Raw genomic sequence first — 26,723 nt, forward strand, 5'->3', positions numbered from 1 at the left:
GGGCCCGCGCGGATGGTGTCCTTCGGTCCAACGCCGGACTACCCTCCAACGAGCCAACCCGGCAAAATGCCCCCATGAACGCTCTTCCCGCCCTGCCCGCCTGTTGCGCCCCGCTCGATGCCGATTGGCCGCTGCCGTTTATGCTGCCCGAGACCGTGCTGCTGAGCACGCATTTCAACAGCTCGAAATTGACCGTCGATGATTTTCGCCGCAGCGCCATCGAGCCGCCGGCGACCATCCAGCGCTCGGTGGCCAAGCGCCAGGCCGAATTTCTTGCCGGGCGTATTTGCGCGCGGGCTGCGCTGCAACAACTGGAGGGGCTGAACGTGGTCCCGGCCATAGGCGATGACCGCGCGCCGGTCTGGCCGGCGCACATCAGTGGTTCGATCACCCACAGCACCGGCCGGGCAGCGGCGATCGTCGCGCGCAAAAGCCATTGGCGCGGCCTGGGCATGGACCTGGAAAACCTGCTCGATCCCGAACGGGCAGAACGCCTGGCCGGGGAAATCCTCACCCCCGCCGAGCTGCAGCGCATGGCCGCCGGCCGCCACGATCAACTGGCGCTGCTGGTGACCCTCACCTTCTCAGTGAAGGAAAGCCTGTTCAAGGCGCTGTACCCGATCGTGCAACAGCGCTTTTACTTCGAGCACGCCGAGGTGCTGGAGTGGAGCGAGGCCGGGACCGTGCGCCTGCGCCTGCTGACCGACCTGTCCAGTGAATGGCGCCATGGCACCGAGCTGGATGCGCAGTTCGGGGTGAAGGATGGACAGCTGTTGAGCCTGGTCAGCATCCAGGCCTGAAGGCTTTTTTGTTCGGGCCTCATCGCGAGCAGGCTCGCCCCCACAGGGTGGAGCGCGTTGTCCTGTTCGCGACAAGCTCTGCAGACAACGACGATGTCAGTGTTTCTCCTGATTGCGCGGCCAGCTCAAGCTGAAACACGCCCCGCCCAGGCTCTTGCTCTTGCTGATCAACGCCCGGCCATCATGCCAGTGGATGATGCGCCGCACGATGGACAACCCCAGGCCATGCCCACCCGAGGCGCGGGTCCGGCTGTCATCGAGGCGCAGGAATGGCGTGAAAATTTTCTCCCACGCCGACTCGGGAACCCCCGGCCCGTCGTCCTCGATATCCACCCGACACCGCTGCTGCCCCACCTGGTAGCTGACGGTCACCCGCGATTGCGCGTGGCGCATGGCGTTGCTCACCAGGTTTTGAATGGCCCGGTGCAGGTAACGCGGCTCCGCCTCGACCCAGGCATCGTCGCAATCGGCCGCCGACAGGCATAAACCGCGCTGTACCGTGACGTCGGCGCGCAACGGCGCCAACTCCTCGATCACCTGATTGACCAAGGCGTCGAGGTCGATGCGCTGGAAATTCAGCGCCGGCGACCCTTGCTCCAATCGCGCATAGGTGAGCATCTCGTCCACCAACCGATCGAGGTCCTCGATGTCGTGGTCCATGCCTTCGCAATATTTTTCCAGGGCCTGCGGGGTGGTGGCCGAGCCGATCATCTCCAGACCGAAGCGCAGGCGCGCCACCGGCGTGCGCAACTCGTGCGACACGGCGCGCACCAGCTCGCGCTGGACCGCCAGCAACTGCTGCAAGTGTTCGGCCATGCCGTTGAAGGCCGACGCCAGGCGCCCGACCGAATCCGCACCGCGGGCCGGCACACGGGTTTCCAGGCTGCCCTTGGCAATGCGCGTGGCGGCAGCCTCGAGGCCGCGCAAACGGCGCTCCAGTTGCCGCACCAGCAAATAGACGATCAGGCCGATCAGGCTCAAACCCAGCGCCGCAATCAGCACCAGCCATTCCGGCGGATAGGGATTCATCTGGTACAACGGGCCGATTTCCAGCACCCATGGCGTGCCGACCATGCCGGCAAACACCCGGATCGAATCGCCCTCCTTGCCCAAGGCCATCACCGTGTCACCTTCCGACACGCGGCGACTCTGGTCTTCGTCCATGTCGGCCTGATCGACCGTGACCAGCCGCAGATCGAAACCGAAACCCTTTTCTTCCTTTATCTGCGCCAGGCGCCTGGGCTGCTCGGCCACCGGCACGCGCACCAGTTCGTCGGCCAGCAGGTAAATCGTCGCCCGGGCCAGTTGCTCGCTGATCTGCTGCACTTCCCCCATGAGCATCAACTGTTCGTGTTCGCTGACCAGCCGATAGACCTTGGCCGCATGGGGGCCGGTCTGCTCCACCAGGGCCTGGCCGCGCAGCACGCGGGTGCGCTGGGTCAAGTCGAGGTCGGTCTGGGCGAAGGTCTTCAGCGCCAGCGGAATCCCGAGCAAGCGCTCCCACACCAGCAAGGCACGGTGACGCTGGGTTTCGTTCATCGGTTGCAGGTTGTCGGCCATCAGTGAAAACGTGCCGTGGGCCAGGCGCTCGCGGTACTGCTCGCTGCGCACCTGATTGAGCATGTGCAAAGCGAGCACGCCGAGCACCGCCACCAGGATCAGCGCCGCGCACATGCCGCCGTAAATGCGCAGGAAGATCGAGTTCACAGGGAAGGGTCTACACAGGCTTCGGGCACGAACAGATAACCTTTGCTGCGGATGGTCTTGATCAGCCGTGGATGGTCGGGGTCGTCACCGATTTTCGGGCGAATGCGCGAGATGCGCACATCGATGGAGCGATCCTGGCCGTCATAACCGATGCCGCGCAACGCGGTGAAAATCTCCTCACGCGACAGGATTCGCCCGGCATTGGCCACCAGCAGCCACAGCAGGTCGAACTCGGCGCTGGTCAGTTCGATGCCATTGTCATGCAGCCAGGCTTCGCGCAAGGCGTTGTCCACCACCAGCGGGCCGAACTGCAGGCGACGGAGTTTTTCCGGCACCGGCTCCGGGGACTCACTGCGCCGCAGCAACGCCTGGATACGGGCGAGCAACAGGCGCGGACGCACCGGCTTGCACACGTAATCGTCGGCGCCCAGGTCCAGGCCGAGAATCTGATCGGTGTCGTCGGTACGGGCGGTGAGCATCAGGATCGGGCCGTCATACTGGTTGCGCACCTTGCGGCAGATGCTCAGGCCATCTTCGCCGGGCAGCATCAGGTCGAGGATCACCAGGTCCGGTTTCTCCTTGATGATGCGGGTGGCGGCCAGAGCGCCATTGCCCTCGATCGACACGCGCAGGCCATTGGCTTGCAGGTAATCGCGGGTCAGTTCGGCCAGACGCTGGTCGTCTTCCACAATCAGTACCTGCCAGGCTTCTTGCTCCACGGTGACCTCTGCTTGCCAACAATAAGGAAGGATCCGCCCGTCTTTTTGTAATGATTGGGGAGGATAAGAATGCGTACGTTCCGGCCGATTGTATAAACGCCACTCGTCCAGAACACAAGCCGGCAAATGCGTTCGGACAGCCCGGTTTTTTGTGATACGGTTCGCGCCCTTCGAAATCCGGACAGCTCTTTTCGCTCATTGAAAATCAGTGAAAATTCGCTCGATCCAGCAGTCTCGCGGCCTACACGAGGATTGAACCCTTCACACACAATTTACGCACAGGGTTATCCACAGGTAGTACGTTGCAACACCCCCCAAAACGCATTATCTTGTAGCACGGCGCTAAAAAAACCCTACATGTAGGGTTTTCCCTTAGAAGCCCAACCACATTTCAGACCGGGAACTCAAGCGCTTTATTGCCTGTTGCCGGTTGAACCAAGCGTCATTTTACAAGCCCAAACCGCTCCCGCGGATGGCACCGTTTTCTTCAGGCCGGTAGGGCCACGACGGTACGGGTGTTGCAGACATGACTGCCACCCGGAATGGAATCCGGCGACGAGCCCAGGCTCGCTGCCAAAGACTTCGGCAAGGACGCGGCATCATTGGCCTTTTTCCTACTGTCCCGAAGTTGTTATGCCCGACGCCCGTCGGTTGTAGTGCTTCAGGACAGAACGGTGGGCACCGTGATGGTGCTCAAACAAACATAGAGAATGTGGAGACACCCCCCCATGCAAACCGACACAACTCGCGAGAACCCGCAAGGCACCTTGCCGCAGGCTGTGGATTCGAATTCGGATCTGTCCGCCACCGCGCCTGGCCAGTTGCGCGTGATCAAGCGTAACGGCACTGTCGTGGCTTACACCGATGACAAAATCACCGTCGCCATCACCAAGGCGTTCCTCGCAGTTGAGGGCGGCACCGCCGCCGCCTCGTCGCGAATCCATGACACCGTGGCCCGCCTGACCGAACAGGTCACCGCGACCTTCAAGCGTCGCATGCCATCGGGCGGCACCATCCACATCGAAGAAATCCAGGACCAGGTCGAACTGGCCCTGATGCGTGCCGGCGAGCAGAAAGTCGCCCGCGACTACGTGATCTACCGTGATTCGCGTGCCAAGGAGCGTGCGGCGCACACCCCGGCCGAAGCGGCCGTCAACGCTCACCCTTCGATCCGCATCACCCGTGCCGACGGTAGCCTGGCGCCGTTGGACATGGGCCGCCTGAACACCATCGTTACCGAAGCGTGCGAAGGCCTGGAAGAAGTCGACGGCGACCTGATCCAGCGCGAAACCCTGAAAAACCTGTACGACGGCGTGGCCCTGAACGACGTCAACACCGCCCTGGTGATGACCGCCCGTACCCTGGTCGAGCGTGAGCCGAACTACTCGTTCGTCACCGCCCGTCTGCTGATGGACACCCTGCGTGCCGAAGGCCTGGGCTTCCTCGGTGTCGCCGAGAGCGCCACCCACCACGAAATGGCCGACCTGTACGCCAAGGCCCTGCCTGCCTACGTCGCCAAGGGTATCGAATACGAGCTGCTGAACCCTGAGCTGGCCAGCTTCGACCTGGAAAAACTCGGCAAGGCGATCAATCACGAACGCGACCAGCAGTTTACTTACCTGGGCCTGCAAACCCTGTACGACCGCTACTTCATCCACAAGGATGGCGTGCGTTTCGAACTGCCGCAGATCTTCTTCATGCGCGTGGCCATGGGCCTGGCAATCGAAGAGAAAGACCGCGAAGCCCGTGCGATCGAGTTCTACAACCTGTTGTCGTCCTTCGACTACATGGCGTCGACCCCGACCCTGTTCAACGCCGGCACCCTGCGCCCTCAGTTGTCCAGCTGCTACCTGACCACCGTGCCGGATGACCTGTCGGGCATCTATCACGCGATCCACGACAACGCCATGCTGTCGAAATTCGCCGGCGGCCTGGGCAACGACTGGACCCCGGTGCGTGCGCTCGGTTCGTACATCAAGGGCACCAACGGCAAGTCCCAGGGCGTGGTTCCGTTCCTCAAAGTGGTGAACGACACCGCCGTCGCCGTCAACCAGGGTGGCAAGCGCAAAGGCGCTGTCTGTGCCTACCTGGAAACCTGGCACATGGACATCGAAGAGTTCATCGAACTGCGCAAGAACACCGGTGACGATCGTCGTCGTACCCACGACATGAACACCGCCAACTGGATCCCTGACCTGTTCATGAAGCGTGTCTTCGACGACGGCAAGTGGACCCTGTTCTCGCCGTCCGAAGTACCGGACCTGCACGACCTGACCGGCAAGGCCTTCGAAGAGCGTTACGAGTACTACGAAGCCCTGACCGAGTACCCGGGCAAGGTCAAGCTGTTCAAGACCATCCAGGCCAAAGACCTGTGGCGCAAAATGCTGTCCATGCTGTTTGAAACCGGCCACCCATGGCTGACCTTCAAGGACCCGTGCAACCTGCGCAGCCCTCAGCAGCACGTGGGCGTGGTCCACAGCTCGAACCTGTGCACCGAGATCACCTTGAACACCAACAAGGACGAGATCGCTGTCTGCAACCTGGGTTCGATCAACCTGCCGAACCACATCGTGGACGGCAAGCTCGACACCGCCAAGCTGCAACGCACCGTGAACACTGCCGTGCGCATGCTCGACAACGTGATCGACATCAACTACTACTCGGTGCCACAAGCGAAGAACTCCAACTTCAAGCACCGTCCGGTCGGCCTGGGCATCATGGGCTTCCAGGATGCGCTGTACCTGCAGCACATTCCTTACGGTTCCGATGCTGCCGTGCAGTTCGCCGACACCTCCATGGAAGCGGTCAGCTACTTCGCGATCCAGGCGTCCTGCGACCTGGCCGACGAGCGCGGCGCCTACGAGACGTTCCAGGGTTCGCTGTGGTCCAAGGGCATCCTGCCGCTGGATTCGCAACAGATCCTGATCGAAGCCCGTGGCCAGAAGTACATCGATGTCGACCTGAAGGAAACCCTGGACTGGGCACCGGTTCGCGCCCGTGTACAGAAAGGCATCCGTAACTCGAACATCATGGCCATCGCACCGACCGCGACCATCGCCAACATCACCGGCGTGTCGCAGTCGATCGAACCGACCTATCAGAACCTCTACGTGAAATCGAACCTGTCGGGCGAATTCACCGTGATCAACCCGTACCTGGTTCGCGACCTCAAGGCTCGCGGTCTGTGGGACTCGGTCATGATCAACGACCTGAAGTACTACGACGGTTCGGTGCAGCAGATCGAGCGCATCCCGCAAGAGCTCAAAGAGCTCTATGCCACGGCGTTCGAAGTGGACACCAAGTGGATCGTCGACGCGGCCAGCCGTCGTCAGAAGTGGATCGACCAGGCTCAGTCGCTGAACCTGTACATCGCTGGCGCTTCGGGCAAGAAGCTGGACGTGACCTACCGCATGGCCTGGTACCGTGGCCTGAAAACCACCTACTACCTCCGTGCCCTGGCCGCGACCAGCACCGAGAAGTCGACCATCAACACCGGCAAGCTGAACGCTGTTTCCAGCGGCGGCAACCACGGTGACGACTCGGTCCTGGCCGCGCCGGCAGGTCCTGCTCCAGTGCCGAAGGCCTGCGCCATCGACGAGCCGGATTGCGAAGCTTGCCAATAAGCTGAGCCGGCAGGCGCCGCAAGGCGCCCGTCCCGAACCCCCGATCAGTCCTCTGGATTGTCGGGGGTTTTCTTTTGTCTGCCTTATTCTGCAGGAGCGAACGTGTTCGCATGGTCGTCAGCGATAACGTTCGCGGCCTGACAGCCCGCGGCGCCTGAATGTTCTTCGTCGGAACGCCGCCCGGAGCAAGCTCGCTCCTGCAGTGAGGTGCGTCGCCGCAGGCCCTGTCGGGGCGAGCCCGCTCGCGATGGACGCGAGAGCGCTGCGGTGCATCAGCATGCCCGCGTCATCGTTGACGCCCCTCTCGAGCAGGCTCGACCCCACCCGGTTCAAGTCAAATTCCGGCCATAAAAAAACCCCTCTTTCGAGGGGTTCTTCAGGCCACGCTGTCCAGCATCAGGTCATCTGAATGATGGTCTGCATGATGGTGCTCTGGGTCGAGATGGTCTTGGCGTTCGCCTGGTAGTTGCTCTGCGCCTTGATCAGGTCCACCAGTTCGCTGGTCAGGTTGACGTTGGACTCTTCCAGCGAGTTGGAGTTGATCGAGCCCAGGGTGCCGGTTTGCGGAGCATCGTAACCCGGGATACCCGACGCGTAGGTCTCTTTCCAGCTGGTGCCGCCCACGGGCTGCAGGCCTTGTTCGTTGGTGAAGCTGGCCAGCGCGATCTGACCGATCGGCTTGCTCTTGCTGTTGCTGAAGTTGGCCAGCATGACGCCGCTGCCGTCGATGGTCAGGCTGGTGATCTGGCCCGTGGCGTAACCGTCCTGGACAGGGATCGAACGCGCGGTATCGGCGTTGAACTGCGTGGTGTTGGACATGGACACCGAAATCGGTCCGGCGGAAGCGCCGTTGGCCTTCCACACGCCGTTGGTCACGGTGCCAGGCACCCAACCGGTGATGTTCAGGTCAGGGCTGACGATCGGCGTCGGGGTGGCCGGAGTGGTGACGGAAGTCAGCTTGCCGGTCTGGTCGAACGCCATGGTCGAAGCCACCGGAGGCGTCAGCGGATCGGTAGGATCGCTGCCGTTGGGGTTGCGACCATCGATCAGGGTGTAGACCTTCCAGGTGTTCGGGGCCGTCTTCACCATGTATTGATCCATGGTGTGCTCGTTACCCTGGGCGTCGTAGACCTTGGTGCCGAATTGCTTGGTGAAGGATTCGGATTTGCTCGGGTCGAACGGGTTGGTCGTCTCGTTGATTTCCACCGCGGTGGAGTTCAGGTTGATCGTCGACGAAATGGAGCTGGTGTTTTTGGGTGCCAGGTTCGAGGTGTCGATGCGCAGGTCGGTCAACACGCCGTTCTGGATCTTGCCATTGGCATCCACGCCGTAGCCTTGCAGGCGCGCGGTGCCGTCGGAGTTGGTGACGTAACCGTCCTTGTCGACCTTGAACGTACCGGCACGGGTGTAGGACAGCGAGCCGTTTTCGTTCAGCACGAAGAAGCCCGAACCGTTGATCCCCATGTCCAGCACGTTGCCGGTGTTGTTGATATCACCCTGGGTGAACTGCTGGGAAACGTTGGCCAGGCGCACACCGTTGCCGATGGTCTTGCTGCCGGTGCCCAGGCGAGTCGCCGAGTACACGTCTTCGAATTCTGCACGGGACGATTTGAAACCGACGGTCGCGACGTTGGCGATGTTGTTGCCGGTCACGTCCAGTTGTTTGTTGGCTGCATAGAGACCGCTAAGGCCGATGTTAAAAGACATGTTCCACTCCTTTGTGCCGGGTTAGTCGGCTCTTACATACCAATGGTTTGTACTTTGGACAGGGCAACGCTGCCCAGGCCGGCGAGGTTGAGCATCAATTCACCGCCGGTCTGGCTGATGGTCACGCTGGTGACGGTGGCCGGCAGGTAGGTGACCAGTGAGGTCGCCTTGCTGTCGTAGGTCGCGCTGGCGGCGAAGGTGTATGTACCCGCTGCGGCCACTTCGCCCGCCTCGTTCTTGCCATCCCAGATGAAGCTGGCGTTGCCGGCTTTCTGGCTGCCCAGGTCGATGGTGCGGATCACCTTGCCATCGGCATCGGTGATCTTGACCTTGACCGGATCGGCCGCCGCCGGTACGGCGACGGTGCCGGTGAAACTCTTGGAGGTGTCGACCACCGCCTTGTCGCCCGGTGCGATGACCGAACGGCCCACCAGCGACGACGCCTGCAACGCCTGGGACGAGCTCAGGCTGCCCGCCAGGTTGGTCGCCAGGCCGCCGACGGTGTCGTTGAGCGTGGTGATGCCTTCCAGGCTGCTGAATTGCGCCAACTGGGCAACGAACTCGCCGTTGTCCTGAGGCTCCAGCGGGTTCTGGTTTTTCAGCTGGGTCACCAGCAACTGGAGGAACGCGTCCTTGCCCAGGGCTTTTTTGCCGGCGGCACTGTTGGTGGCGGCTGCCAGGCCGTCGGCGCTGGTGTTGGTCTTGACCGAAGAGTTGGCCAGGATGTCGTTCAGACTCAGGCCGCTGGTGGTATCAGTAACACTCATCTGCGTCGCCCCTTATCACTGACCGAGGGTCAGGACCTTCTGCATCATGGCTTTGGCGGTGTTCATCATTTCCGCGTTGGTCTGGAACGAACGGCTGGCGGAAATCATGTCGGCCATTTCTTCCACGACGTTGACGTTCGGGTAGTAGACATAACCCTTGGCGTCGGCCGCCGGATGATTCGGTTCGTAGCGAGCTTCCAGGTTGCTCTGGTCCTCGACCACGCCCAGCACCTGCACGCCCTGGCCTGCCGCGTCCTGGTTCTGGAACAGCGAATCGCTGCCGCCACTCTGGCCGCCCTGGAACATGGTGGCGAACACCGGGTGACGCGCGCGGTAGGTCTGGTCGATGCTCGACGAGACGGTTTCGGCGTTGGCGATGTTCGAGGCCACGGTGTTCAAACGGGTGGTCTGGGCGCTCATGCCGCTACCGGCAATGTTGAAAACGCTGGCTAGCGACATGACTTATTCTCCACGCAGGGCTGAAACCAGCCCTTTGAATTTGCTGTTGAGCAGAGTGAAACTGGCCTGGAAGTTGACCGAGTTTTCCGCGTAGTTCGACTGCTCCAGCTGGGCGTCGACGGTGTTCTGGTCGATCGACGGCTGCATCGGCGTGCGGTACATCAGCGACTCGTCGCCATTGCCCAGGCCTTCGGCTTCGATATGACGGCTGTTGGTCCTGTTCAAGGCGAAAGTACCGTTCTTGGCCTTCTCGCTCTGCTCGGTGAGCACTTTCGAGAAGTCCAGGTCCCGAGCCTTGTAGTTCGGGGTGTCGGCGTTGGCGATGTTGTTGGCCAGGACTTCGGCACGCTGGGCGCGGAAGCCCAGGGCTTGTTCGTGGATACCGAGCGCTTTATCGAAGCTGATGCTCATGTCGGGAAACCTTCGGGTGACCTGATTTTTCGTACGATGGAGATAGCAAGCGCCGTGCCAACTCATCAAGCCCCCTGTTTCCGGGGCTTTGCGTGCGCTGCCCCGACGGCAATGCCAGAAAAGCGGCAACGGGTTTCCGCCGTCTGCCGCTTTTCTGCCGCTTTCTGACAGACACCTTCCTTGTGGGAGCGGGCTTGCTCGCGATGGCGGTGGGTCAGCCAAGATTGCTTTACCTGACTCACCGCTTTCGCGAGCAAGCCCGCTCCCACAGGGGGGGTGCCTGGCAGGAGAAAAACCACGCATAAAAAAACGGGAGCCCCTGAGGACTCCCGTTTTTTTTGCTCGACAGACACCCGTCACTTCGCCTGGTAGATGATCCCCGGGCTGCACTGGACCATCTGATAATGATCCGGCAGACCATTCAGCGCTTCGGAAGCACCGAGGAACAGGTAACCGCCAGGCTTGAGCGTGCTGTGGATGCGCAACAGGATGTCTTTCTTCACCTCGGCGGAAAAGTAGATCAATACGTTGCGGCAGAACACGATGTCGAACTTGCCGAGGCTCGCGTAACTGTCCAGCAGGTTGAAGGCGCGGAACTCCACCCGGCTCTTGATCGGCGCCTTGACCGCCCAGCGCCCGGGACCTTTCGGGTCGAAATAGCGTTGCAGGCGTTCCGGCGACAAACCTCGTCCGATCGCCAGGCTGTCGTATTCGCCGGTCTTGCAGTTGATCAGCATGGAACCCGACAGGTCGGTGGCAACGATCTGCACCCCCATTTTCAACTGCCCCAGGTTGACCCGCTCGAACTCGTCGATGGCCATCGACAGCGAATACGGTTCCTGCCCCGACGAACAGGCTGCCGACCAGATGCGCAACCGCTGGCCGGGAGCCGCCTTGATCGCCTCCGGCAGCACCTTGTTCTTCAACACTTCAAACGGATAGGTGTCACGAAACCACAGGGTTTCGTTGGTCGTCATGGCATCGACCACCATTTCGCGCAAACCGCTGCGCGGCTGGCTCTGGATGCGCTGAACCAGCTCACCCAGGGACTTGATGCCTTGCTGCTCCATCAGTTTGTTGAGACGGCTCGAGACGAGGTACTGCTTGTTTTCACCCAGCAAGATGCCACAGGCTTTTTCCAGGAAGACCCGGAACTGTTCGAAATCCAAATTACCCGTAGACAATGATGCCGCCTCTTAAATCGTGTGAACCGCCAGGGGCAACAGGCCCCTAGCTGATATCTGCTGCTTTGATCCGGTCAACCACCCGGGATGCCAGGTCGTCAGGACGGAATTTGGCCAGGAAGTCATCGGCACCGACCTTCTTGACCATCGCCTGATTGAACACACCCGACAATGAAGTATGCAGGATGATGTGAAGCTTTTGCATGCGTGGGTCGTTGCGGATCTCGGCCGTCAGGGTATACCCGTCCATTTCCGGCATCTCGATGTCGGAAATCATCATCAGGAATTCCTCTTCCGGCTTCTTGCCCTCGTCGACCAGCTTGCGCAGGTAGTCCAGCGCTTGCCGCCCGTCGTTCAACGCCACCACTTCGACACCGACCGTCTGCAGGCAACGTGTCACCTGCTTGCGCGCCACCGAGGAATCATCAACGGTCAACACCCGCAACGATAACGCCTTGTGCTGGGTCTCGTGATCGACCACACCGACGGAAATCGCTTCCGGTGTCGGCGACACTTCCGCCAGCACTTTCTCGACGTCGATGATTTCGACCAACTGATTGTCGACCCGAGTCACAGCGGTCAGGTAATGATCGCGTCCGGTGCCCTTGGGCGGCGGATGGATCTCTTCCCAGTTCATGTTGACGATGCGCTCCACCGAGCGCACCAGGAAACCCTGGGTCTTGGTGTTGTACTCCGTGATGATGACGAAGGGATTGCTTTGATCTTTCAACGCTCCGGAACCGGTCGCCATCGCCAGATCGAGGATCGGAATGGTCGCCCCCCGGATATTTGCCACACCGCACACCACAGGACTGGACTTGGGCATCAGGGTCAGCGCGGGGCATTGCAGCACCTCGCGAACCTTGAACACATTGATCCCGTACAGCTGCTGGCCGTCAAGACGGAACAACAACAGCTCCAGGCGATTCTGCCCCACCAGTTGCGTGCGCTGGTTCACCGAATCCATTACACCCGCCATGCACTGACTCCTACACCAACGCTAGTTGTGTTGCGACGCACATTCATCACTAAACGGCACGGCGCTTGCTTTTTAACTCTTATGAACACAGAACCGACATTTTTCCGACGCCTGACATCCACCGCCCGCAGATTGCTCTGCGGGATGTCGGCCGCCTGCCTGTTCAACGCTGGCACCCCTGCCCTTGCTGACGAAGTTACCTTGCCTGACATGCTTATCGGCGTCACTCAGGGCTTTCTTGAATTCACCGTAGAGGACTACCTGGCCACCAGTCAAACGGAAGGTCGCTACGAAATCCAGGTCAACAAGCTCGATCCACGCCTGCGCATGCCCATGTGCGACAAGGAATTGACAGCCTCCCTCGAGAGCCCGGCCAAGCCGCTGGGCCGGGTAACGGTCAAGGTTCGCTGCGAAGGCAGTTCCCCGTGGACGGTGTTCGTACCCGCTCAAGTCCGCCTGTTCCGCGACGTCGTGACCACCACCCGTCCCTTGCGTCGGGCCGACATTGTCGAGCCTGCCGACGTGATTCTGCGCGAGCGAGACATCAGCGTGATCACCCAGGGCTACCTGACGACCCCGGACCAGGCGATCGGGCAGCGACTGACCCGACCAATGGTCGCCGACCAGGTGATTACCCTGGTCAATCTCGAACAGACGGAAGTCATTCGCAAGGGCGATCAGGTGGTGATTACCGCCCGCAGCGGCACGCTGAGCGTACGAATGCCCGGCGAAGCGCTGTCCAACGGCGGCATGAACGAACAGATTCGCGTGAAAAACCTCAACTCTCGACGGGTCATCAAGGCGCAAGTGACCGCGCCAGGGCAGGTGGAAGTGGCCATGTAGGGACCTGAAGAGGTGGCATTGCCCCGGGCTGTTCCCTAAACTGTGGCGCAGGCAGCAGACGTGCTGGCGCTTGCGGGCTCATTGATAAAATGAGTCTAAAGTTTTCACAGGGATGGCCGAAAACATGGCAAGCGTCCAAATACTCAGAGGTTTTTTACCATGGTCATCGATTTCAGCCGTTTGAACAGCTCCTCGCCACTGACGGGCAGTACACGTACCAGTGCCGCCAAGGACACCGCCGAAGCCGGCCAGTCCGCAGCGCTGAATACCCCGGCCGAACAGGCCACCGTTAAAAGCGGGGAATCGGTACACCTCAGCAATGAGGCTCAGCAGTTGCAACAGGTCACTGACAAGCTGCGCGATCAGCCTGCCGTCGACAAAGCCCGCGTGGCGGAGTTGAAAGCAGCGATTGCCGATGGCAGCTATAAAGTCGACAGCAACCGTGTAGCCAGCAAACTGCTTAACTTCGAAGCCCAGCGCTAGGCCTCGGCCTGCGCCAGGCTTTTGGACGCTTAAAACCCAAGGCCAGCCATGCACGACACTAATTTATTGCAACTGATCAACGACGACTTTGCTCCCGCTCAATACTTGCTGGAGTTACTGCAAACCGAGTCCATCGCCTTGCACGGTCGTGACATGCCACTGCTCGAAGACATTCTGGCGCAGAAGCAGGCAATGATCATTCTGCTCGAACAGCATGGCCGCAAGCGCAGTGAAATCCTCGCCAGTCTGAACCTGCCAATCAATCGCAGCGGACTGGAGCAATTGGCCAGCCAATCGAGTGTCGGCACGCAACTGCTGGAGCAGAGCGATGCCCTGACCGCTCTTCTAGCCCAATGCCAGGCGGCGAATGCCAATAATGGCCAGTCGATTCTGGTTCAGCAGGCCGCCACGGCCAACCAGCTGAAAATCCTCACAGGCGGCGAACCGCCAGCACTTTATGATGCACGCGGATCAACCGCGAAGCTTGCGAAGCCGCGTCCGCTCAGTCAGGCTTGAGCCTGCAAATGCTCACGCCCTATCAAGACTCGCAACATGCTGGCAATATACTGGCCAGCCGTAGTCATATTTTGTCTGGAGATTGATTAACCGTGTCCAATGCCTTAAACGCGGAAGATGCCCCGCAACCACCCAAGGTGCTTAGCACGCCTTTGGAGATCTCCGGCAACCTGCGCCAATTGCAAGACAGCCATGATCCGCTGATCATCACTTTCCACGAACGCACCCAGCGCTTCCAGAGCTATCTGGTCGACGTTGATCGCGAACGCGGCACGATCAAGCTCGACGAAATGATCCCGCGCGACGGCGAACGCTTCATGCTGGCCGGCGAACCGTTCCGGGTCGAAGGTTTTCATGAAGGCGTGCGTATCGCCTGGGAAAGCAACGGCCAACCGACCATCGACGAGTCGGGTGACAACCGCTGCTACCTGGCCCCTCTGCCCGACGAGGTGGTTTACCACCAGCGCCGCAACGCCTTTCGCGCAGCCCTGAAGCTGGCACAACTGGTCGACATCGACCTCGACGGCGAAAAGCTCAAGGCGCCGATCCGTGGCAAGCTGCTGGACATTTCCGCCACGGGCTGCAAGTTGCGTTTCGATGGCGACATCACCGGCAACCTGCAACTGGGCCAGGTCTACGACCGTTTTGCCGCCGCCCTGCCCTTCGGCAAAATGACCGCGCCGGTCGAACTGCGCTACCTGCATTTCGAAGAGAAAATCTCCACCACCTTCGCCGGCATCCGCTTCCATAACATGAGCGGGCTGGTGCAGCGTCAGGTCGAACGATTCGTCTATCAGCTTCAACGTGAAGCGCGGCGCTTCGACAAAGACGACCTGTAACAGCAGGCGCCAACGAAAACGGGCAGCCCCTTGCGGTGACTGCCCGTTTTTTATGCCCGTCTTTTATGCCAGGTTTTCAAGGAATGGCATCAGGGATGTTTTTTTCACGCTCTGCGTCCGCCCCTTCTGCTGGCGGCGCGGTACGCGCTTCGGCCTGTGGCTCGGATTCAGGCTCCGGTTCAGGCTCCGGCTGAGGCTCAGGCTCAGGATTGACTGGACTCTGCATCTGCTCCTGCACCGACTGCTCATCGACCCGGGGATCAAGCGCAGCCACCAATGGCGAGCTCGACATGCTGTCCGGCATCGCCACGTGGTGCAGCGGTGCATCGTCCACCTGGTGCAGGTTGGTGACCGCTTTCGGACGAATCCGCCACACCAGCACCAAGGCAAAGAAGCTGAAGAATGCGTAAAGCATGTGGCTGCCGAACATCTTCATCAGCACACCGGCAACCAGCGGCCCGATACTGGCGCCGACCCCGTAGGTCACCAGCAGCATGGCCGTCAGCGACACCCGCCGGTCCGCTTCGACGTGGTCATTGGAGAACGCGACCGCCAGTGGGTACAGGCAGAACTTCACCAGCGAGCAGATGAACCCCATGATGAACAGCACTTCCAACGGTACCTGCGGGATGATCGCCAGCGGCAATCCGGCCACCACCAGCACCATGGCGAAGCAACGGATCAACAGCGCCCGGTCATAACGGTCGGACAACCAGCCCAGCGGCCACTGCACCAACAGGCCGGCAAAAATGCAGCTACCCATGAACAGACCGACCTGCTCCGTGGACAACCCCTGCTGCGAGGCATACAGGGGTGCCAGGCCGTAGAACGAACCGATGATCAAGCCCGCGCCCAGCACCGTACTCAACGACTGCGGCACGCGTTTGATGAAGAATCGCGGCTCCATCGGCGCCGGGCGCAGGGGTGCCGGGTGAATGCGCCGGGTCAGGGCCACCGGCACCAGGCACAGGGCGAAGCACAGGGCAACCAGCATCAACAGCTCCGGACCGAGCGCCGGGTGCATGACCAGAATCAATTGGCCCAGCACCAGCCCCAGGTAGGACGCGATCATGTAGCCACTGAACACCGTTCCGCGCTGGGAGGCGTCGGCCTGTTCGTTGAGCCAGCTCTCGATCACCATGTACTGGCACATCATGCCGAGGCCGACGATGATCCGCAGGAAGATCCACGCCGGCAGCCAGTCCACCAGGCCATGGCCCAGCACCGCCGCGCCGACGATCCCGGCACAGGCCGAATAGGCCCGGATATGCCCGACCCGGGCGATCAGCCGGTGTCCGATCTTGCCCCCCAGCACCAGGCCGAAGTAGTTGGCCGCCATCAACGCACCGACCCACAGGCTGTCGACGTTGTCAGCCGCCAGGCGCAAGCCCAGGTAAGTACTCAGCAGGCCGGAGCCGATCAACATCATCAGCGAGGCGAAATACAGTGCTCGAAAGGCTTTCCAGATTTGGCGCATCGGCGTTCCGAGCGGCTCCTTGCGGTGAGAAACGGGCTAGCGCAAAGATAGCCCGAAGACGAAGGTTCGTCAGGCCTGGGCAGCCAGGACACGGCGCTCCCAGGGGGTAATTTCATTAAAGAAGCTGGTCAATTCCAGGGTCTTCGAAGCCACGTAGCCTTCGATGAATTCCTTGCCGAACAGTTCCTTGGCCAATTGGCTACGGTTCAGACGCTCGAGAGCGGCGTGCAAGGTACAGGGCAACGAAAGATTATCCGGCACTTCGAACTCACCCTGGATCGCCGCACTGGGCTCCAGCCGGTTCTCAATCCCATGCAAACCCGCTGCCAGGCTGGCGGCAATCGCCAGATACGGGTTGGCATCCGCACCCGGCAAGCGATTCTCGACCCGACGCGCAACCGGCGAGCTGGCCGGGATGCGCAAGCCGGCCGCACGGTTGTCGTGGGACCAGCAGGCATTATTGGGAGACGCGAAGGGGTGGCACAAGCGCTGGTAGGAATTCACGTTCGGCGCAAACAACGCGGTGAAGTCCGCCATCGCGGCCTGCTGCCCGCCGATGAAATGACGGAAGGTCGCGGTCGGCTCTCCCGCCTCGTCGCTGAACACGTTCCGACCACTGCCGATCTCGACGATACTCTGGTGGATGTGCATCGAACTGCCCGGCGTATGCGCCAGTGGCTTGGCCATGCAGACCACGGTCAGGCCATGCTTGAGCGCGACTTCCTTGAGCAGATGCTTGAACAGGAACGTCTGGTCGGCCAGCAGCAGCGCATCGCCGTGCAGCAGGTTGATCTCGAACTGGCTGACGCCCATCTCATGCATGAAGGTGTCGCGGGGCAGGCCCAGCGCCGCCATGGCGTCATAGACTTCCTTGAAGAACGGGCGCAAGCCGTTGTTGGAGCTGACACTGAATGCCGACTGGCCATCTTCGCGACGGCCGTCCAGGCCCAGCGGCGGCTGGAAGGGTTGTGTCGGGTCGGGGTTGGGCGCGAAGACAAAGAACTCCAGTTCCGTGGCCACCACCGGTGCCAGGCCGAGCGCTGCATAGCGTGCGATCACGGCTTTGAGCTGGCCTCGTGTCGACAGGCGCGAGCTTTCGCCCGTCAGCTCATCGGCATCGCAGATCGCGAAGGCCCGTGGCGGCTGGCTCCAGGGCAAGCGATGAATCTGCGCGGGATCGGCCACCAGCGCCAGGTCGCCGTCATCGCTGCCATAAAAACGGGCGGGCGGGTAACCGCCCATGATGCATTGCAGCAGCACGCCACGCGCCATCTGCAAGCGCCGCCCTTCGAGAAACCCTTCGGCGGTCATGACCTTGCCGCGCGGCACGCCATTGAGATCTGGCGTCACACACTCAATTTCATCAATGCCGGTCAATCGCTGTGCGAGTGAACCCTGGCCATCGGTCGTCATGACGCATTCCCTTGTAGTGCAAGCCGCGAACGGCGACCGTACAAAATAGGCTGCACCTGTTCGGAATATCAAGCAGCGAAAAACAAAAACATCACGGCAGATATAGGCTGAACACACCGCCGCCCAACGGACCACCATTGCTGATCCGCGTGTACCCGCCCACGCCGTTGCGCTGGTGCAACGCCGCAATCCGTCCGGCGAAATACAGGCCCAGGCCGGTACTGCCACTGCTGTGGTTGATGCCCTGCACGTAGTCCGCCTGACGCTCGATCATCTCGGTCGGATACCCGTCGCCATCGTCATTGATCGTCAGCACCAGTTGCCCGGCTTCATCGCTGACACTGATCAACACCGCGTGGCGAGCGTAACGAACGGCGTTATTGATGCAGTTGCCCAGCACCGACGCGATCAGCTCCCGGTCGAAAAAGCCCAACGGGCTCAGCGGGTCCACTTCATAAGTCGCCATGATGCCGCGACTGGCGAACACGTCCTGATGACAGGCCAGCTGCGCCTCGATGAAATCGTCCAGTTCGTGATAGGCCGGTTGCAACGGCATCTGGTTGACGCCGAGCTTGTACAGCCCCAGCAGCTGCACGAGCATGCCGTTGAGGTGGGCGAACTCGAACTCGATCACGCCCTGCTCCGGCGTCTGCCCCTGTGGGTCGGGCAAACGTTCCAGCCATTGGCTGTGGGCCTGCATCAGCAGGGTCAGGGAGTTCTTCATGTCATGCACGGTGGAGGCAATCACCGTGGAAAAATCCAGTGACGGGTCGTCCTTGTTCATTCGCCAAACGCCTTGATTTTCAGTTTCTGGTAACGCGGGAAGCGCGCATCGGTGTCCGGCATCAGGCCGACCATTTTCAGGCAGGCCCGACACTCTTCCAGTTCCGCCGACGGCACACTGGTGTCCGTGCCATGCAGCAGCGACTGCGCCATGTTCAGCGCGATACTGATGTTCTTTGGCTGCATCGCCAGGGCTTTGCGGAACACGGTCCGTGCTTCCGCCAGGTTGCCGGTCTTGTACACCCGCACGCCCTGGCGATTGAGATCGGCTGCCGCGTTGCTGGAGTTGAGGATGTTGGGGTCATCGGTCAGCTTGGCGATGCCTTTCATCACGTTCGGGTCGTCGCCGTAGATTTCCGCGCAGTTTTTCAGCATCGACGCCCCCGCATCGGCCTGGCCGAGCATCTGCAACTGCTTGGCCACCAGCAGCGCAGCTTCGGCGCTCATGAACTGCTCCATGCCATCGAGGCGCAGCATGGCTTGTTCGGTGAGTTTGTCCGCGGTTTCGGCATCGTTGAGCAACAGGCTGGTGGCCTTCATCAGCCGTGCACGAATCTGCAGGCCCGGGTCACCGGGGTTTTCCTTGGCCACGGCGCTCAGGGTGGTGTTGATCTCCAGGCGCGTGCGGGTATCCAGCCCCCTGTCACTGCCTTTGCTGATCAGGGCATGGGCCAGGCCGAGGTTGCTTTCGGCATCCTTGAAACGCGATTGCGCGCCCTGGCTGACCGCCTGCCGGTACGCCCGGGACGCCGTGTCGAAATCTTCGTTGGCCATCGCCAACTTGCCCAGCAGCGCCTGGCGGCGCACGGCCAGCGGCGACAAACGAATCGCCTCCTCCAACACCTGCTGCGCGCCCTTGGTGTCACCTTCGGCAACCAGCACATCCGCCATGCCGTCGTACAGCGCCGGCATCATCGGGAATACCTTCAGGGCTTTTTCATAGACGCCCTTGGCCTGGGCGACTTGTCCGCGCTTGAACAGCAGCTGACCCAACCCGGCAAAAGCCCAAGGCAACGGCCGGTCGGCAATGATGCTGTCGTACAGGCGCTCCAGCGCTTCATTCTGATTCAGGTCACGCAGGGCATCGGCGCGGTAGCGCAGGCACAGTGGCGAATAGCGGATGTCCTGCTTGCACAGGGCGATGCAGGCATTGAGCACTTCGGCCGGTTTGCCACGGTCGAGGGCCTGCAGGATCGGCTTGAGCAAGGTCTTGCGCTGCTCCAGACGCTCCAGGCGCTGGGCCAGGCCCGAGCGGTTGAACGGCTTGGTCAGGTAAGCGTCGGGCTCGTGCTCCAGGGCGCTGAGCACCATGGCCTGGCTGGTCTCGGCGGTGACCATGACGAACACGGCTTCATGGCTGATCAATTTTTCGGACATCAGGTCTTCGAGCACCTGCTGTCCATTTTTCTTGCCGTCGCCGAGATGGAAGTCCTGCAGGATGAAATCGTAGGCCTTCTGCGAACACATCTTCAGCGCCTGCTCGCCGGTGTCAGCCGTGTCGACGTCCTTGACGCCCAGTTCGCGCAGCATGGAGCGGACCGAGCTACGGAAATCGGAGAAATCATCGACGATCAGAAAACGCTTTTGGTGATACGACAGCATCGAAGATTTCCAGGCAATTTTAAGTAGAAGATCATGGCTGTCCACGTTATCGGCCAGCAAGGCCGTTCACTTGAAGGAATGGGCACGCAAATGTCTTCCACCGCCAAAAATCACCGGATGCTCTACAACGCGACCGGCGTCACCAGCCGTGCGTTGTCGAAATAGCCCTCCAGGTTTTCGAAGACCGGATCCGCCATCGCCTGGCGCGTCACCTGCGCACCCGTGACGGGTGTGCTCAGCACGAGCCATAAACGGTCGCCCGCTGCGCCACGACAGCGAACGACCGACGGTGGGTCAGGGACGCGTACCGACCTCGGCTGCCTGCGCCGTCCAGGGTTTGACCTGCTCGCTGAGGGTCAGCCCCAGGCCCGGCCGGGTCGGCACCAGCATGCGGCCGTCGCGGGTTTCCAGGCGCTCGTTGAACAGCGGCTCGAGCCATTCGAAGTGCTCGACCCACGGCTCGGTCGGATAAGCCGCCGCCAAGTGCACGTGCAGCTCCATGGCGAAATGCGGCGCCAGCATCAAACCGGCCTGCTCGGCCATGGCCGCGACCTTCAGGTACGGCGTGATGCCGCCTACCCGTGGCGCATCGGGCATCAGGAAATCGGCGCCGCGCAACTTGATGAACTCGGCATGCTCGGCGACGCTGGTGAGCATTTCACCGGTGGCAATCGGCGTATCGAATTGCTGCGCCAGCGCGGCGTGGCCTTCGGCGTCGTAGCAATCCAACGGTTCTTCGATCCAGATCAGGTTGTACGCTTCGAACTGACGGCACATGCGCTGGGCCGTTGGGCGATCCCACTGCTGGTTGGCATCGACCATCAGCGGGAATTGGTCGCCCAGGTGCTTGCGCACGGTGCTGACGCGCTGGATGTCGATGGCGCAATCCGGTTGTCCGACTTTCAACTTGATCCCGCCAATGCCCTTTTCCCGGGACAGGTCGGTGTTCTTCATCAATTGATCCAGTGGGGTGTGGAGGAAACCACCGGAGGTGTTGTAGCAGCGCACCGAATCACGCTGGGCACCCAGCAGGCGCGCCAGCGACAGGTTGGCGCGCTTGGCCTTCAAGTCCCACAGCGCCACATCGAACGCGCCGATGGCCTGGGTCGACATACCGCTGCGCCCGACCGAGGCGCCGGCCCAGCACAGCTTGGTCCAGAGCTTGGCGATGTCGCTGGGGTTTTCACCGATCAAAGCGGGGGCAATTTCCTGGGCGTGGGCGAATTGCCCTGGACCGCCTGCACGTTTCGAGTAGCTGAAGCCCAGGCCGCGATGGCCGTCGATGGTTTCGATTTCCGCGAACAGAATGGCGATCTCGGTCATCGGCTTCTGCCGGCCGGTCAGGACCTTGGCATCACTGATCGGGTTGGCCAGCGGCAGAATGACCGACGACACGCGCACCCAGGCGATACGGTCGTCATCGGAGGACTTGATGGAAGGTTGTTGTGCGAGCATGGGGCTCTCCTTGGATTGAAAAGGCTCAGGAACGGGACGGTTCGGAATTCAACGGGGCGTTTTCGACGGGCTGCGCCGCCGGGTCTTCAAAGTCATCGAGCTCCAGGCGCTTGAGTGGGCCGACGATGAACAGATAGGCGAACGCGCCCAGCAAGCCCATGCCGGCCACGTACATCAGCGCGACGTCGAAGGAGCCCAGCTGGTTGATCATCACGCCGATGGCGATCGGGGTGACGATGCTGGCCAGGTTGCCGCAGAAGTTGAACATCGCCCCGCTCACGCCCATGGCCCGGGCCGGGGAAACATCGCCGACGATGCACCAGCCCAGGTTGCCGACGCCCTTGGCAAAAAAGGCAATCGACATCACCAGAATGACCAGGGCAATCGACTGGGTGTAGTTGGCGATCACGATGCTGCTGGAGAGCAACAATCCGCAGATGATCGGCGTCTTGCGTGCAGCAGTGAGGCTGAACCCCTTGCGCAGCATCCAGTCCGACCAGCCCCCGCCGATCATGCCGCCCAGGCAACCGGCAATGGGTGGAATGGCCGCTACCAGGCCGACCTTGAGCATGGTCATGCCCTTGGCTTCGATCAGGTAGGTGGGGAACCAGGTCAGGAAAAACCAGGTGATGGACGTCAGGCAGAACTGGCCCAGGTAGATACCTGCCATCATCCGGTTGCCGCCGATGGCCTTCATTCTTTTCCAACTGAAGGGGGTCTTCACGTCACCGAGGGTGGGCAGGCCGCCGCCGGCTTCGATGTAATCGATTTCCGCCTGGTTGGCGCGCTTGTCCTTGCGCGGCTCGTGGACCATGCGAAACCACAGCAGGCCAATCAGGATGCCCGCGCCGCCGGTGACCCAGAACACATGCTGCCAACCCCAGGTGCTGACCAGCCACACCATCAAAGGGGTGAACGCGGCCAGGGCAAAATACTGGGCCGACTGGAACACCGCCGTGGCCAGGCCACGCTCGTGTCGCGGGAACCACATCACCGTCAGGCGGTTGTTGGCCGGGAACGCTGGCGCTTCGGCAATCCCCATCATGAAGCGCAGGACAAAAAGCGCGAGGAAGGCCGAGCTGAACAGGTCGACGTAGCCCTGCAGGAAGGTGAAGACCGACCAGATGATCAGGCTCATTCCCAGCACAAGCCGGGAGCCGAAGCGGTCGAGAATGATGCCGCCCGGGAGCTGCATCGAGGTGTACGCCCAGCCGAATGCCGAGAAGGCAATGCCCATGGTCATGGCGTCGAAGCCAAGATCGGTGCGCATGCTGGGGGCGGCAATCGACAGCGTTGCCCGGTCAACGTAGTTGAACACCGTGACGATGAAAATCATCACAAGAATGAGATAGCGGACGTTGGTCTTCGCTATCGACTGCGTGGGATTGATCACTGTTGTTTTCCTTATTGTGAGTTGCAGCGGTGAATCCGTATGGCCCTTGAAGCTCCCGTGAACAGCTAATGATTGCGCAATCATTATTGGCTTTTAAAAAGGTCGCCCTCGGCAGAACGGGGCGACCTTCGAATCGATACTACACTGATTGCGCAATCATTCAACCCTGCACCTGTCGCCAAACCGATTTTCAGTTCAGGTGCTGGCGCGGTCGATGAGGGTGAAACCGGTGTCGATGCGCACCGGATCATGCTGGGACGCAGGGTTTTCGAAGCGCTCGAGAAGCGCCTGGGCCACACGCAGGCCGATGGTTTTGCCGTCGACGCTGACGGTGGACAGTGCCGGATAAACATGTGCCGCACTGCTCAGGTCGCCGAAGCCCATGACGGCGAGATCTTCCGGCACCTTCAATCCACGACTGGCGGCCTCGGCCAACACGCCTTGGGCGACGGTGTCCGAACTGCACACAACGATCTCAGGCTGCGTGGGCTGATCCAGCAGCCGTTGCAGACCTTCGCGTCCGACTTCCAGCGTTGCCGGTGGCGCCAGGACTTCCATGGGCACCTCGCCAACGCCCAGGCGCTTGAGCTCGGCCATTAGGCTGTGGCAACGACGCAAGCCACGGGGATCGCTGATGCTGACCACGGAAAAGCGCTTGTAGCCTTTGGCGACCAGATGCCGGGCGGTCGCCTCCCCCACTTTCTCATGGGAAAAACCCACCAGCATGTCCAGGGGATCTTCACTCAGGTCCCAGGCCTCCACCACCGGAATTCCGGCTTGCGCAAGGCGCAGGCGGCTGGATTCGGTATGCAGGGTGCCGGTCAGCACGATGCCATCGGGACGTCTTCCGAGTACGGCTTCGAGCAGTTTCTCTTCCTGTTCCGCCGAATAACCGGTCAGGCCCAGCAGCGTCTGGTAGCCCGCCTGGGTCAGACGGTCCATCAGCGCTTGCACGGTGTCGGCAAAAATGGAGTTGGCGATGGTCGGCAGGAAAATAGCCACCAGGCGGCTTTTGTTACTGGCCAGACCACCGGCCAGCATGTTGGGCACATAACCGGTCTGACGCACCGCTTCACGGACTTTTTCGCGAGTGTTTTCGGAGACCAGTTCCGGCCGGTGCAACGCCCTGGACACGGTCATCGGCGAAACCCCGGCGACCTTGGCCACATCGATCAGGGTCAGGCTGGAAGGCGTCCTGGAGGCTGATGGGTCAGTGGAGAGCGCTGCGGGTTTCTTGGCCATGAACAGTTCCGAATGCGCGGCGCAGTTTCCTGGCGTCGCAAAAAAAGCAGTAGGTGAAGGCGCCCAACTTAACAAAGCCGGGCTGATTATTCACGATACTGCTTTTATTTCGAACGCAAGGGACAACCCGCGAGTCAGACCTCGCCCACCAGCACGTCGGCGATGCGGATACTCAACGCCGCACCTGTCAGTGTCGGGTTCACGCAGGAGGACGATGGCATCACGCTGGTCCCGGCGATGAACAGGTTCGGGTGGTCATGGGTTCGGCAATCGCGGTCGACCACCGAGTCCTTCGGATCGTCGCCCATGATGGTCGTGCCCATGATGTGCTGACGGTTCTGGAAGCCCACGTCGGTGCTGACGATGTCGGCATCGAGCAGTTTGGCGAACTGCTTGAAGTCTTCCAGCGCCTTTTCTTTGCCGGCGTGCCAGTAGTCCGGCACGCTGTAGTAGATTTCCGGCACCGGCAGGCCAATGGCATCGAACTTGGTCTTGCTCGGCGTGACGCGGTTTTCCGGGAGCGGCAGGGTTTCGAAGTCCACGGCCCAGTTCAGCGAGCGCGCCGATTGCAGTTGGATCTGCTCATCCAGCTTGGAGCCCAGCACGCCTTTGGCGATCAGGTTCGAGGTGATCTGCGAGGTCGGCACGGTGTTACGGACCTTGATCTTGTAGCTCGGATACTGCTCGCGGAACGCACCATCGCGGCTGTTCAGGTAGACCAGCAATTGCGTCGGCCCCTGGCCCGGCCACATGTCTTCCTTGGTCATGACGTTCATGCTGATGCCGGTGTGGTCCATCAGGTTACGCCCGACCTGGTCCGAAGAGTTGGCAATCCCGTTCGGGTATTTGTCCGATGTCGACATCAGCAACAGCTTCGGCGATTCAATGCCGTAGGCCGCGAGGACAAAGGCGCGGGCGGTCAACTTGTGCTTGGACTTGTCGGGGCGCATGTACCAGATCGCGGTGATTTTGCCATCGTCGCCGGCTTCGATCCTGTACACGACCGAATTGTCCAGAACCTTGGCGCCATGGCGCTCGGCCTCATCGATGTGCATCGAACCGTCGTACTTGGCGGCCGTCGGGCACACCGGGTTGCAGTTGTTGTTACCAGCGCAGGGCGGGCGCTTGCCGTAGGGCCGGGTGGCCCGACCATTGGGCTCGAGGATCGGGTTGTAGCCGCCCTTGCTCAACAACTCGGACAGGCGCTTGAACATGTAGCTCGGTTTCAGCCCTTCCATCGGGTATGGAATCGAACGCGGCGGGAATGCTTCGCCGCCCTGCCCGCTTTCATCCTGGCCATCGACACCGGAGACGCCCAGCTCGAGTTCGGCGCGGGCGTAGAACGGCTCCAGTTCGTCATAACTGATCGGCCAGTCACGACCACGACCGTAGAGCGATTTGAGGCGGAAGTCGTTGGGCAGCATGCGCCACAGGGACGAGCCGAAGTGCCAGGTGGTGCCACCGACCACTCGCAGGTAGGAGGTGTTGTATTTCACCGGGCCGACCTGTTGCAGATAATCGCCGTACGTGGACGGCGCGTGGGGCAGGCTCGGGTACGGCGAACCCGCACCCTGCAACTTGGCGTTGGCCAGCGACAGCTTGACCGGGGCATTGCGGAAGGTCTCCACGACGTCACGGCGATTCACCCGAGGACCGGCCTCGAGCACGATCACCGACTTGTTCGCCTTGGCCAGACCCGTGGCGATCAGGCCGCCCATGACGCCGGAGCCGATGATGACCACATCGGCATCGAATTGATCGCTGCTCATACTTTCGCATCCTGAATAGCTGCTGGTTTGGCGCCCCATGTAGCCGGGCCGCCACCGTAAGTTGGGATGATGAGAATGCCGTGGGTCGGCAGGTACATCATGGCTTGGGAATAAGCGACCAGCTCCGCATCCGCCGGCTCTCCGACGATGCCCAGGTACCAGGCCGAGATGATGCTGGTGGCCGTCGCCTTCAGCGACGCATCCGCGTCGGGCTGGGCCAGGTACTCATCGACATGCTTGTAGCCCTTGGCCTGGATCAGTTGTTTCAGGGCCAGGGCATTGGTCGAGAAATTCGGCGCGCGCTTGTCCAGCGCGGCGTAGTAGCGCGCGGCCAACACCGGGTTGACCGGGCGACTGACCAGAAACTGCGACAGCGCGATGAAGTCGTCACTGGAAACCTGCGCGGCCAGCACCGACTGCCAGGGCATTGCGCCGCTGACCAGCGCCGTCAGCCCAAGGGCCACGGAACCGCGCAACAGATTGCGCCGGGAGAACCCTGTCGGGGCTTCGGCTTGAACCGAAACTTGCTTGTGCGTCATTGAAGTGTCCATT

At 61.2% G+C, this 26,723-nt stretch carries 24 protein-coding genes; 7 read left to right on the forward strand and 17 right to left on the reverse strand.

Annotated elements, in window-relative coordinates; all coding sequences use genetic code 11:
* The first annotated feature begins 74 nt into the window (after positions 1 to 74).
* Positions 75 to 800, forward strand: a complete 726-nt coding sequence (locus ACM6IM_RS27405) for a 4'-phosphopantetheinyl transferase family protein (RefSeq protein ID WP_414866824.1) — start codon at positions 75 to 77, stop codon at positions 798 to 800.
* 96 nt (positions 801 to 896) lie between these two features.
* Here the strand turns inward: ACM6IM_RS27405 and ACM6IM_RS27410 are convergent, their stop codons facing one another.
* A complete protein-coding gene (locus ACM6IM_RS27410; protein WP_192305863.1) occupies positions 897 to 2,507 on the reverse strand; it encodes an ATP-binding protein in 1,611 nt (536 codons plus the stop codon).
* A complete protein-coding gene (locus tag ACM6IM_RS27415; RefSeq protein WP_414866825.1) occupies positions 2,504 to 3,226 on the reverse strand; it encodes a response regulator in 723 nt (240 codons plus the stop codon). Before ACM6IM_RS27415 ends, ACM6IM_RS27410 begins: the two co-directional genes overlap by 4 nt.
* A 728-nt stretch (positions 3,227 to 3,954) precedes the next feature.
* On the opposite strand from ACM6IM_RS27415, the gene ACM6IM_RS27420 reads away from it, so the two are divergent.
* Complete coding sequence (locus ACM6IM_RS27420; protein WP_192305859.1) at positions 3,955 to 6,849, forward strand: ribonucleoside-diphosphate reductase subunit alpha; 2,895 nt, start codon at positions 3,955 to 3,957, stop codon at positions 6,847 to 6,849.
* A 396-nt stretch (positions 6,850 to 7,245) separates the two neighbouring features.
* Here ACM6IM_RS27420 and flgE read toward each other — a convergent pair whose 3' ends face one another.
* From flgE to ACM6IM_RS27450, 6 genes are all read right to left on the reverse strand, one after another.
* Positions 7,246 to 8,556: a flagellar hook protein FlgE gene (flgE, locus tag ACM6IM_RS27425; protein ID WP_192305857.1), complete on the reverse strand. Its 1,311-nt coding sequence runs from the start codon at positions 8,554 to 8,556 to the stop codon at positions 7,246 to 7,248.
* A gap of 32 nt (positions 8,557 to 8,588) precedes the next feature.
* Positions 8,589 to 9,323: a flagellar hook assembly protein FlgD gene (flgD, locus tag ACM6IM_RS27430; protein ID WP_414866826.1), complete on the reverse strand. Its 735-nt coding sequence runs from the start codon at positions 9,321 to 9,323 to the stop codon at positions 8,589 to 8,591.
* A gap of 15 nt (positions 9,324 to 9,338) precedes the next feature.
* Entirely contained in the window at positions 9,339 to 9,782 is a 444-nt protein-coding gene (gene flgC, locus ACM6IM_RS27435) for a flagellar basal body rod protein FlgC (protein WP_192305853.1), read from the reverse strand.
* Between the two features lie 3 nt (positions 9,783 to 9,785).
* On the reverse strand, positions 9,786 to 10,193 hold the full coding sequence (gene flgB / locus ACM6IM_RS27440; protein WP_414866827.1) for a flagellar basal body rod protein FlgB: 408 nt from the start codon (positions 10,191 to 10,193) through the stop codon (positions 9,786 to 9,788).
* A gap of 356 nt (positions 10,194 to 10,549) precedes the next feature.
* Positions 10,550 to 11,377, reverse strand: a complete 828-nt coding sequence (gene cheR, locus ACM6IM_RS27445; protein ID WP_192305849.1) for a protein-glutamate O-methyltransferase CheR — start codon at positions 11,375 to 11,377, stop codon at positions 10,550 to 10,552.
* Positions 11,378 to 11,423: 46 nt separating this feature from the next.
* The gene (locus tag ACM6IM_RS27450; protein WP_192305847.1) at positions 11,424 to 12,356 is read right to left on the reverse strand and encodes a chemotaxis protein CheV; all 933 of its coding nucleotides are present in this window, start codon (positions 12,354 to 12,356) and stop codon (positions 11,424 to 11,426) included.
* An 81-nt stretch (positions 12,357 to 12,437) separates the two neighbouring features.
* On the opposite strand from ACM6IM_RS27450, the gene flgA reads away from it, so the two are divergent.
* The 4 genes from flgA (at position 12,438) to ACM6IM_RS27470 (ending at position 15,037) form a co-directional block, all read left to right on the forward strand.
* The gene (flgA, locus tag ACM6IM_RS27455) at positions 12,438 to 13,199 is read left to right on the forward strand and encodes a flagellar basal body P-ring formation chaperone FlgA (protein ID WP_414866828.1); all 762 of its coding nucleotides are present in this window, start codon (positions 12,438 to 12,440) and stop codon (positions 13,197 to 13,199) included.
* A gap of 159 nt (positions 13,200 to 13,358) precedes the next feature.
* On the forward strand, positions 13,359 to 13,682 hold the full coding sequence (gene flgM / locus ACM6IM_RS27460; RefSeq protein ID WP_192305843.1) for a flagellar biosynthesis anti-sigma factor FlgM: 324 nt from the start codon (positions 13,359 to 13,361) through the stop codon (positions 13,680 to 13,682).
* Positions 13,683 to 13,730: 48 nt separating this feature from the next.
* Positions 13,731 to 14,198 (forward strand): flagella synthesis protein FlgN, encoded by a 468-nt coding sequence (locus tag ACM6IM_RS27465; RefSeq protein WP_192305841.1) that lies wholly within the window; start codon positions 13,731 to 13,733, stop codon positions 14,196 to 14,198.
* Positions 14,199 to 14,290: 92 nt separating this feature from the next.
* A complete protein-coding gene (locus tag ACM6IM_RS27470) occupies positions 14,291 to 15,037 on the forward strand; it encodes a flagellar brake protein (protein WP_192305839.1) in 747 nt (248 codons plus the stop codon).
* 76 nt (positions 15,038 to 15,113) lie between these two features.
* Here the strand turns inward: ACM6IM_RS27470 and ACM6IM_RS27475 are convergent, their stop codons facing one another.
* The 4 genes from ACM6IM_RS27475 to ACM6IM_RS27490 form a co-directional block, all read right to left on the reverse strand.
* Positions 15,114 to 16,514, reverse strand: a complete 1,401-nt coding sequence (locus tag ACM6IM_RS27475) for an MFS transporter (protein ID WP_414866829.1) — start codon at positions 16,512 to 16,514, stop codon at positions 15,114 to 15,116.
* Positions 16,515 to 16,583: 69 nt separating this feature from the next.
* On the reverse strand, positions 16,584 to 17,825 hold the full coding sequence (locus tag ACM6IM_RS27480) for a glutamine synthetase family protein (RefSeq protein ID WP_201193512.1): 1,242 nt from the start codon (positions 17,823 to 17,825) through the stop codon (positions 16,584 to 16,586).
* 193 nt (positions 17,826 to 18,018) lie between these two features.
* Positions 18,019 to 18,711: a sensor histidine kinase gene (locus ACM6IM_RS27485; protein ID WP_192305835.1), complete on the reverse strand. Its 693-nt coding sequence runs from the start codon at positions 18,709 to 18,711 to the stop codon at positions 18,019 to 18,021.
* Positions 18,708 to 20,312, reverse strand: coding sequence for a tetratricopeptide repeat-containing response regulator (locus tag ACM6IM_RS27490; protein ID WP_192305833.1), 1,605 nt, complete (start codon positions 20,310 to 20,312; stop codon positions 18,708 to 18,710). Before ACM6IM_RS27490 ends, ACM6IM_RS27485 begins: the two co-directional genes overlap by 4 nt.
* A gap of 33 nt (positions 20,313 to 20,345) precedes the next feature.
* On the opposite strand from ACM6IM_RS27490, the gene ACM6IM_RS27495 reads away from it, so the two are divergent.
* Positions 20,346 to 20,477, forward strand: a complete 132-nt coding sequence (locus ACM6IM_RS27495) for a hypothetical protein (RefSeq protein ID WP_414866830.1) — start codon at positions 20,346 to 20,348, stop codon at positions 20,475 to 20,477.
* Positions 20,478 to 20,606: 129 nt separating this feature from the next.
* On the opposite strand, the gene ACM6IM_RS27500 is transcribed toward ACM6IM_RS27495, so the two are convergent.
* The 5 genes from ACM6IM_RS27500 to ACM6IM_RS27520 all read right to left on the reverse strand — a co-directional run bounded on the left by ACM6IM_RS27500 (position 20,607) and on the right by ACM6IM_RS27520 (position 26,722).
* Positions 20,607 to 21,767, reverse strand: a complete 1,161-nt coding sequence (locus ACM6IM_RS27500; RefSeq protein WP_414866831.1) for an L-talarate/galactarate dehydratase — start codon at positions 21,765 to 21,767, stop codon at positions 20,607 to 20,609.
* A 25-nt stretch (positions 21,768 to 21,792) separates the two neighbouring features.
* Positions 21,793 to 23,160 (reverse strand): MFS transporter, encoded by a 1,368-nt coding sequence (locus tag ACM6IM_RS27505; protein ID WP_414866832.1) that lies wholly within the window; start codon positions 23,158 to 23,160, stop codon positions 21,793 to 21,795.
* 195 nt (positions 23,161 to 23,355) lie between these two features.
* A complete protein-coding gene (locus ACM6IM_RS27510) occupies positions 23,356 to 24,402 on the reverse strand; it encodes a LacI family DNA-binding transcriptional regulator (protein WP_414866833.1) in 1,047 nt (348 codons plus the stop codon).
* Between the two features lie 134 nt (positions 24,403 to 24,536).
* Positions 24,537 to 26,171, reverse strand: a complete 1,635-nt coding sequence (locus ACM6IM_RS27515) for a GMC family oxidoreductase (protein WP_414866834.1) — start codon at positions 26,169 to 26,171, stop codon at positions 24,537 to 24,539.
* On the reverse strand, positions 26,168 to 26,722 hold the full coding sequence (locus tag ACM6IM_RS27520) for a sugar dehydrogenase complex small subunit (RefSeq protein WP_414866835.1): 555 nt from the start codon (positions 26,720 to 26,722) through the stop codon (positions 26,168 to 26,170). The genes ACM6IM_RS27515 and ACM6IM_RS27520 overlap by 4 nt, the downstream gene beginning before the upstream one ends.
* Position 26,723: the final 1 nt, after the last annotated feature.

Origin of the sequence: Pseudomonas sp. IT-P12 (assembly GCF_949767465.1) — a bacterium.
In the GTDB taxonomy this organism is placed as follows: Bacteria; Pseudomonadota; Gammaproteobacteria; order Pseudomonadales; family Pseudomonadaceae; genus Aquipseudomonas.

Excerpts from the sequence above, each read along its gene's own strand:
- ACM6IM_RS27485 (WP_192305835.1), bottom strand. The coding sequence starts at position 18,711 with ATGAACAAGGACGACCCGTCACTGGATTTTTCCACGGTGATTGCCTCC.
- ACM6IM_RS27510 (WP_414866833.1), bottom strand. The coding sequence starts at position 24,402 with ATGGCCAAGAAACCCGCAGCGCTCTCCACTGACCCATCAGCCTCCAGG.
- ACM6IM_RS27490 (WP_192305833.1), bottom strand. The coding sequence starts at position 20,312 with ATGCTGTCGTATCACCAAAAGCGTTTTCTGATCGTCGATGATTTCTCC.
- flgE (WP_192305857.1), bottom strand. The coding sequence starts at position 8,556 with ATGTCTTTTAACATCGGCCTTAGCGGTCTCTATGCAGCCAACAAACAA.
- ACM6IM_RS27450 (WP_192305847.1), bottom strand. The coding sequence starts at position 12,356 with ATGGCGGGTGTAATGGATTCGGTGAACCAGCGCACGCAACTGGTGGGG.
- ACM6IM_RS27480 (WP_201193512.1), bottom strand. The coding sequence starts at position 17,825 with ATGACCGCCGAAGGGTTTCTCGAAGGGCGGCGCTTGCAGATGGCGCGT.
- flgD (WP_414866826.1), bottom strand. The coding sequence starts at position 9,323 with ATGAGTGTTACTGATACCACCAGCGGCCTGAGTCTGAACGACATCCTG.
- ACM6IM_RS27495 (WP_414866830.1), top strand. The coding sequence starts at position 20,346 with ATGGCTGTCCACGTTATCGGCCAGCAAGGCCGTTCACTTGAAGGAATG.
- ACM6IM_RS27420 (WP_192305859.1), top strand. The coding sequence starts at position 3,955 with ATGCAAACCGACACAACTCGCGAGAACCCGCAAGGCACCTTGCCGCAG.
- ACM6IM_RS27515 (WP_414866834.1), bottom strand. The coding sequence starts at position 26,171 with ATGAGCAGCGATCAATTCGATGCCGATGTGGTCATCATCGGCTCCGGC.
- flgB (WP_414866827.1), bottom strand. The coding sequence starts at position 10,193 with ATGAGCATCAGCTTCGATAAAGCGCTCGGTATCCACGAACAAGCCCTG.
- ACM6IM_RS27465 (WP_192305841.1), top strand. The coding sequence starts at position 13,731 with ATGCACGACACTAATTTATTGCAACTGATCAACGACGACTTTGCTCCC.
- ACM6IM_RS27520 (WP_414866835.1), bottom strand. The coding sequence starts at position 26,722 with ATGGACACTTCAATGACGCACAAGCAAGTTTCGGTTCAAGCCGAAGCC.
- ACM6IM_RS27500 (WP_414866831.1), bottom strand. The coding sequence starts at position 21,767 with ATGCTCGCACAACAACCTTCCATCAAGTCCTCCGATGACGACCGTATC.
- flgC (WP_192305853.1), bottom strand. The coding sequence starts at position 9,782 with ATGTCGCTAGCCAGCGTTTTCAACATTGCCGGTAGCGGCATGAGCGCC.
- ACM6IM_RS27475 (WP_414866829.1), bottom strand. The coding sequence starts at position 16,514 with ATGCGCCAAATCTGGAAAGCCTTTCGAGCACTGTATTTCGCCTCGCTG.
- flgA (WP_414866828.1), top strand. The coding sequence starts at position 12,438 with ATGAACACAGAACCGACATTTTTCCGACGCCTGACATCCACCGCCCGC.
- ACM6IM_RS27405 (WP_414866824.1), top strand. The coding sequence starts at position 75 with ATGAACGCTCTTCCCGCCCTGCCCGCCTGTTGCGCCCCGCTCGATGCC.
- flgM (WP_192305843.1), top strand. The coding sequence starts at position 13,359 with ATGGTCATCGATTTCAGCCGTTTGAACAGCTCCTCGCCACTGACGGGC.